Source organism: Microcystis sp. M_QC_C_20170808_M9Col (assembly GCF_007095495.1).
Lineage (GTDB): Bacteria > Cyanobacteriota > Cyanobacteriia > Cyanobacteriales > Microcystaceae > Microcystis > Microcystis aeruginosa.
Genome location: NZ_SFBZ01000209.1, coordinates 1 through 7,261, shown reverse-complemented (window position 1 = coordinate 7,261; position 7,261 = coordinate 1). Strand labels below are relative to the sequence as shown.

The window sequence follows — 7,261 nt, the reverse complement described above, 5'->3', positions numbered from 1 at the left end:
CTGGGTCAATAGGAACATAAGCTCCACCGACTTTAAGAATAGCCAATAATCCCACAATCATGTCTAAAGAACGCTCTAGACAAATCCCCACTAATTCCTCTGGTTTTACTCCTAATTTTCGCAGATAATGAGCTAATTGATTAGCACGACAATTTAATTCATTGTAGGTTAATTTTTGCTCTGAACATACCACTGCTACCCCGTCGGGTGTGCGTTTTACCTGTTCTTCAAATAATTGATGAATACATTTATCAGAGGGATAATCTGTGTGAGTTTCGTTCCACAATGATAACAATTGATAACGTTCTTCATCAGTTAACATCGATAACTCAAAAATTCCCATATTGGGATTAGCTGCAATCGCAGTTAAGAGATTCTGAAAATGTTGCCCCATTTGGTTAATAGTGGGGGCAGCAAACAAATCCGTACTATAACACCAAACCGCTTCTAAACGATCAGAAACTTCCCAAAAATTTACCTCTAAATCAAATCGCGCTTTAATCTCAACAGATAAAGGCAAACTCTCCATCTTTAAGCCAGATAAACTGGCCTCAGATTGGGGAGTATTTTGCAGTGAGAACATCACCTGTATCAAAGGATTGTGACTTAAATCTCGGTTTAATTGTAATTTTTCTACTAACATTTCAAAAGGCAAATCTTGATGAGCATAAGCTGATAAAGTTGTTTGCTTTACTCGTTCTAATAACTCCAGAAAACTCGGATTTCCCGACATATCACCCCTTAAAGCCAAAGTATTGGCAAAAAAGCCCATTAATTTCTCAATTGCCGAACTATTACGATTAGCGATGGGAGAACCTACCAAAACATCTAATTGACCACTATAACGAGAAATTAGGACAAAAAAAGCCGCCAGTAAAGTCATAAATAGTGTTGCTCCTGACTCCTGACTTAACCGTTTGAGGCGTTGCGTTAAGTCTTGATTCAGTCGAAAAACCTGCCCATCACCCCGGAAACTAGGAATTGGAGGACGGGGATAATCCGTCGGCAATTCTAAAATAGTAGGTGCATCTTGTAACTGTTTTTGCCAGTAATTAAGTTGACGCTCCAAAACTTCACCAGTGAGCCATTGACGTTGCCATACAGCAAAATCGGCGTATTGAATCGATAATTCAGGGAGAGGGGAAGGCAACCCCCGGACAAAGGCCGCATAAAGTTGAGATAATTCACCAAAGAATATGCTCAAAGACCAACCATCGTAAATAATATGGTGCATCTTCAACAGCAATACATACTCTTGAGAACCCAGTTTAAGTAACTTAAATTGGACTAATGATTCCTTGGCTAGATTAAAGGGTTTTAAGGAGAAAGCAATCGCTATTTCTTGCAGATGTTCTGTTTGTTCATTCTTTGATAAACCTTGTAAATCTTCCAGGGGTAAACTTACGGTTGAAGGGGGAGCAATGCGCTGAATTGGTTGCCCTTCTACCATAGGAAAAGTGGTTCTTAAAATTTCATGACGGCGAATCAGTTCACTGAGACTTTGTTCTAAAGCTAATAGATTGAGGTTTCCTTCTAACCGCAAAGCGTCCAACAGATTATAGGAATGACTATCGGGGGAAAGTTGGTGTAAAAACCAGAGTCGTTGTTGAGCAAAAGAGAGGGGTAAATCCTGATCCCGTGACACGGGAATAATCTCTAAATCAACAGTATTAGTTGGGATTTTTGCCGCTCTTAAAAAGTCCAAAATTTCAGGTTTTTTGGCGGCGATTTCTTCTTTAATTTCTGGGGTCATAACCCCTTTGGGAGCCTGAAAACGAAGTTTTTCGCCTTCCAGCCATAGTTTAATCTCTAAACCCTTCAAATACGCTAAAAAATCTCCTACTTTCACTTACCAATTGCCTCCAAAGTTGTTGTTAAATTAGCTCTAAATCACGAAGTTTGCCCTGAGGATGTAAAAGTACATCAGATTGCCATTGACTAGGATCAATATTTGTCCTTTGCCGTTTTAACTGTCTTGCTAAACTATTGATATCAGCTAAAACTTTAACTGTTTTTATAATTCACCATCCTCATAATCTTCCAAGCTTTCAGTCATAGCTGTTTCTCCCGGTGCAACGGTAAGAACTTCAATGATTTGGGCTAAATTAGCGATAGTTGGGTATTCCAGCAGATTTTGTAAAGACAATTCCACCGAGAAAAGATCGCGGGAACGGGAAATAACCTGAGTCGCTAACAAAGAATGTCCTCCCAATTCAAAGAAATTATCCTTAATTCCAATACGTTCGACTCCCAAAACTTCACTCCAAATTTGAGCTATTTGAGTTTCAATCGGGGTACGAGGTGCGAGAAATCCCGTAGCTAAATTGCGTGTAGCTGTATCGGGTGTAGGCAAAGCCAGCCGATCTACTTTACCATTAGGAGTCAAGGGTAGGGTATTAAGCAAAACCAAAGCCTGGGGAACCATATAACTAGGTAGCTTTTGTTGGACAAATTCCCGCACCTGTGGTATCAGCTTCTGGACTAATTTACCATATAGAGGATTATTCGTATAATCAGTCCAGGATTTGGGAATAATCCTCTCATCATCCCAAAAATTGGGGTATGGTTGTTCATCAACTTTACTTATTATCGGTTCTAGGATGGCATTCTGGCGACAGAAAACCACATCGAAAGAACCATCTTGACTACCTTCCCACCAACTGAGATGAACAGTGTAACCTAACTGTTCTCCCAGTTGCCACATTTGCTCAGGATTAATCCCTATCCCGCTATTTTTTGCTAACAATTGCCGCAATTCTCCCACCGTTTTTACCCCAGGAGGATTTTCTAAACAGTCTAAAATTTGTAGTGCCTTTTGTAATCGTTGATTGGGTACATCTCTGATGCCTAAATATTCTGGTTGTTCCAGTTTCAATTTATCTTGCAGTTGCGCTAAAGAAAACCGATCCCGCTGCCAATTTAGCCAAGGAATTGTCGTTTTTTGCCCATCAGTATCCAGATATAAAGTAACATCATAGCGGAATTGGGTTAACTCATTGTCAGCCTGACCCCGTTTCGGGGCAATTTCTACCCAAGAAATTCGCGGAAAACGTTGTTTAAGCGCGATAAAGAACTGAGGTTCAATTAACAATTCTTCTTCGGTAGCTACACTTTGATTCACCTGTTTTTGCCATTCTTCAAGGGTTTTATTAGCTTCAGCACGAGCTAACTGTACCGCGGCATGGTAAGGCTCTAGTAAGGACAAACTACGGATATCACCTAGGAAAATCTTACCCTGATCCGCAATCGTCTTGACTGCTCCTGCGATAACTTGTAATAGATAATCCACACTAGGGAAATACTGAACAACAGAGTTAATTACTACTCGATCAAAAGTAGCTTGGGGAATGCCAGTAAAATCATCGGCTGTTCGGTGTAATAATTTTACTTTGCCCTCTAAACCCTCAATTGTGCTACATAACTGTTCGAGGTTATTAATAGTAGCAGCGGAATAATCGGCTCCCCAATATTCCTCACAATGTTTCGCCACACGGAATAGCAATAATCCACTTCCGCAACCAATTTCTAACACTCGTTGCGGTGGTTGATTTCCTAAAATTCGGCTCACTGTCTGATCAACCCATTCCTGCATTTCTGCTGCGGGAATAGCTTGTCCCGTATAACTACTATTCCAACCACTAATATTAAAAGTGGGGTCTTCAATTTGAGGTTGGGGTTTACTGTAGGATTCTTCGTAAATCTTTTGCCAATCACTAACATATTCACTCTGCCATTGAGCAAGCTGTTCGGGCAATACTTGACCCTTGAGAGCCGGAACTAAGTAGGCTACCAAATTAGTATTAAGCTGGTCTTGATCATGATCACTTGCCTGATCAGCGCGAGCCATCACAACCGCTTCTTGTACTAGGGGATGTTGGCTCAAAACTGCTTCAATTTCCCCTAACTCGATACGGAAACCCCGCACTTTAACTTGGTTGTCAATCCGTCCCAGATATTCAATCTGACCATCGGGTAAATAACGGGCTAAATCTCCCGTTTTGTATAATTTTGACGGCTGCTCTCCCCCCTTATCAAGGGGGGTTAGGGGGGGATCAAGGGAGACAAACGGGTTAGAGATAAATTTCTCTGCTGTCAATTCTAGGCGATTCAAATAACCTCTGGCTACTCCTGCTCCTCCGATATGTAATTCCCCGGGTACACCGATAGGAACCGGTTGTAAATGCGAGTCTAAAATATAAACCTGCACATGAGGAATTGGCCGACCAATAGTTATTTTTGCATCAACCGGCGTACATTTAGCTACCGTTGCACAAACACTTCCTTCTGTGGGTCCATAACCATTAAAGAAATTTCGTCCCTGGGACCATTTTTTCACCAATTCAGGAGAACAAGCTTCCCCGGCGACAATAATAGTTTGCAGAGAGGAAAGATTTTCCCAAGACAGAACCGCTAAAGCTGATGGCGGTAGAGTAATATGAGTAATCTTATTCTCCCGTAATTGCTTGATTAAGGGTAAACCGGGCATTAAATTTTCTTTACTTGCCAGATAAAGTCTCGCTCCCGCTCCCAAAGCCATCAAAACTTCCCAAATACAGGCATCAAAACTAAAAGAAGCAAACTGAAGCACTCGACTCTGAGAAGACACAGCAAAAGTCTGAATTTGCGCCAGAGCAAGGTTACACAACCCTTGATGTTCAACCATCACCCCTTTAGGTTTACCCGTAGAACCAGAAGTATAAATCACATTAGCTAAATTAGAAGCTGTTACCTTCACCGTCAAATTATCCCAGTTCATTGGTTTAATTTCTTGCCAAATTTCAGCCAAAAATACAGTTTTAACTTGATGATTTGGGAGTTTATCAATCAGTGAACTTTGGGTTAGTAATAAGGGTACTTGACTATCCTCTAACATAAATTGTAGGCGTTCTTGAGGATATTCTGGGTCAAGGGGTAGATAGGCAGCACCGGCTTTAAGGATGGCTATTAATGCCACAATCATGTCTAAAGAGCGCTCTACACATAAACCGACTATTACCTCGGTTTCTACACCTAAAGAGCGTAAATAGTGAGCTAGTTGATTGGCCCGACTATTTAATTCTGCATAGGTCAACTGTTGATTTTCAAAGACTACTGCTACTCCATCAGGGGTACGCGCTGCTTGTTCCTCAATTAATTGATGAATACACTTGTTATAGGAGTAATCAGCTTTTGTCTCATTCCACTCCTCTAATAGTTGATACTCTTCCTCTGGGGTTAATAAGGGTAGTGAAGCTACTGATTGACGGGGATTTTCCACAATTGCCGCCAACAAAGTCTTAAAATGATTCATCATACGGACAATAGTTTCAGCATCAAATAAATCCCTGTTATAAGAGCAAAAACCGCCTAATCCTTCCGGTGCATCCCAGAGGTAAACTTCTAAGTCAACCCTGACTGAATCAAATCCCGATGGTATCTCCTCAATGTTTACTCCGGGTAAATCCCAGGGAGAACTAGGAGCATTCTGAAGGGCAAAAACTATCTGTGTTAAAGGATTACGATCTAAATGGCGCTCAATTTGTAATTTTTCGACTAACATCTCGAAGGGTAAATCTTGATGGTCGTAAGCATCTTGAGTAGTTTGTCTGACCTGCGCGAGAAAATCCTCAAAGGTAGGGTCTTGAGATAAATCAAATCTTAACACTAAACTATTGACAAAAAAGCCGATTAACCCTTCAATTTCGGTGCGGTTACGGTTAGCAATTGGTGAACCAATTACCACATCTGTTTGTTGACTATAACGAGATAGTAACACAGCAAAACCCGCTAGTAATGTCATAAAAAGAGTGCTACCGGACTCTTGACTAAGTTTTTTCAATTGTTGCGTTAGTTGACTATCTAGTTGCAGTCGCTCCGTCCCTCCGCGAAAGCTTTGGATTGCTGGCCGGGGACGGTCTGTGGGAAGTTGGTGTAGTAGGGGAATCCCGGTTAATTGTTGCTTCCAGTAGCTTAATTGACGGTCTAATACTTCATTAGTTAACCATTGACGCTGCCACAGGGCAAAGTCAGCATACTGTATTGATAAATCAGGTAAATCTGCTTTTGTCCCGGTGCAGAAACTTCGATAATAGACCGATAATTCGTCAACTAAAACACCTATTGACCAACCATCCGCCGCAATATGGTGAATGGCTAATAATAGTACATATTCCTCTGTCTTGACTTGCCATAATTTGACTCGTAATATTGACCCTGATTCGAGATCAAAGGGTTCGGATGCTGCTGCTAATAACAGGTTTTTTACCTGTTGCTCAGAATGGCTGAGGTTTTGCAGATTGACAACTGGTAAGGTGAAGGTTATATTAGAATCGATCGCTTGTATTGGTTTGTTATCTTTGAGCTTAAACTGAGTCCGTAGGGGTTCATGGCGTTGAATAATGGCTTGGAAAGCTTTTTCTAAGGCTTTAATATTGAGATTTCCGCGCAAACGCATCGTTAAATCAATAGTATAAGCCCCACTTTCTCCTTCTAATTGATTCACAAACCAGAGACGTTCCTGGGCCCAGGATAGGGGAATATCATCCTCTCGATTAACGGGGACAATTGATGGTAGCTTTAACCCTAAACCTGTTTGCAGTTCTTTTAAAATTACCGCACTTAACTGAGCAATGGTTGGGGATTCAAACAGATAACGCAAGGGAACAACAATCTCAAAGGTTTCCTGTAAACGAGAAATAACTTGAGTTGCCAACAGAGAATGTCCACCTAATTCAAAGAAATTATCCTCAATACTGACTCGTTTTAATTTCAGTACCTCAGCCCAAATCTGCGCCATTTTTTCTTCAATGGGGTTACGGGGAGCTATATATTCACCTTGGCTCTGTAAATCGGGAACAGGTAAAGCACGGCGGTCTATTTTGCCATTGGGAGTTAAGGGGAAAGTATCAAGAAGGACAAACGCAGTTGGAACCATATAATCAGGTAATTTTGCTCGCAAAAATTGCCGTATTTCGTTAATTGTCAGGTTGATTTCGGGTTGCGGTACAACGTAAGCAACTAAGCGTTTATCCCCTAGATTATCTTCACGAACAATCACACAAGAAGACTGTACCGCCTCATTTTGGTTGAGTAACGATTCAATTTCTCCTAATTCAATCCGAAAACCCCGAATCTTAACTTGATTGTCAATGCGTCCTAAATACTCAATATTACCATCGGGTAAATAACGCCCTAAGTCTCCCGTTTTATATAATTTTGACGGCTCATTGCCCCCCTTATTAAGGGGGGTTGGGGGGATCACTTCATCCTTCTCAAAAGGACT

Annotated in this window: 2 protein-coding genes; both read right to left on the bottom strand. The window is 41.2% G+C overall.

Features of this window, described 5'->3' with window-relative positions:
- The coding region (locus EWV68_RS12220; protein ID WP_287169928.1) for a condensation domain-containing protein at nucleotides 1-1,849 on the bottom strand (1,849 nt) is incomplete at its 3' end.
- A gap of 165 nt (nucleotides 1,850-2,014) precedes the next feature.
- Nucleotides 2,015-7,261: non-ribosomal peptide synthetase (locus EWV68_RS12215; protein ID WP_287169927.1), on the bottom strand; the 5,247-nt coding region annotated here is incomplete at its 5' end.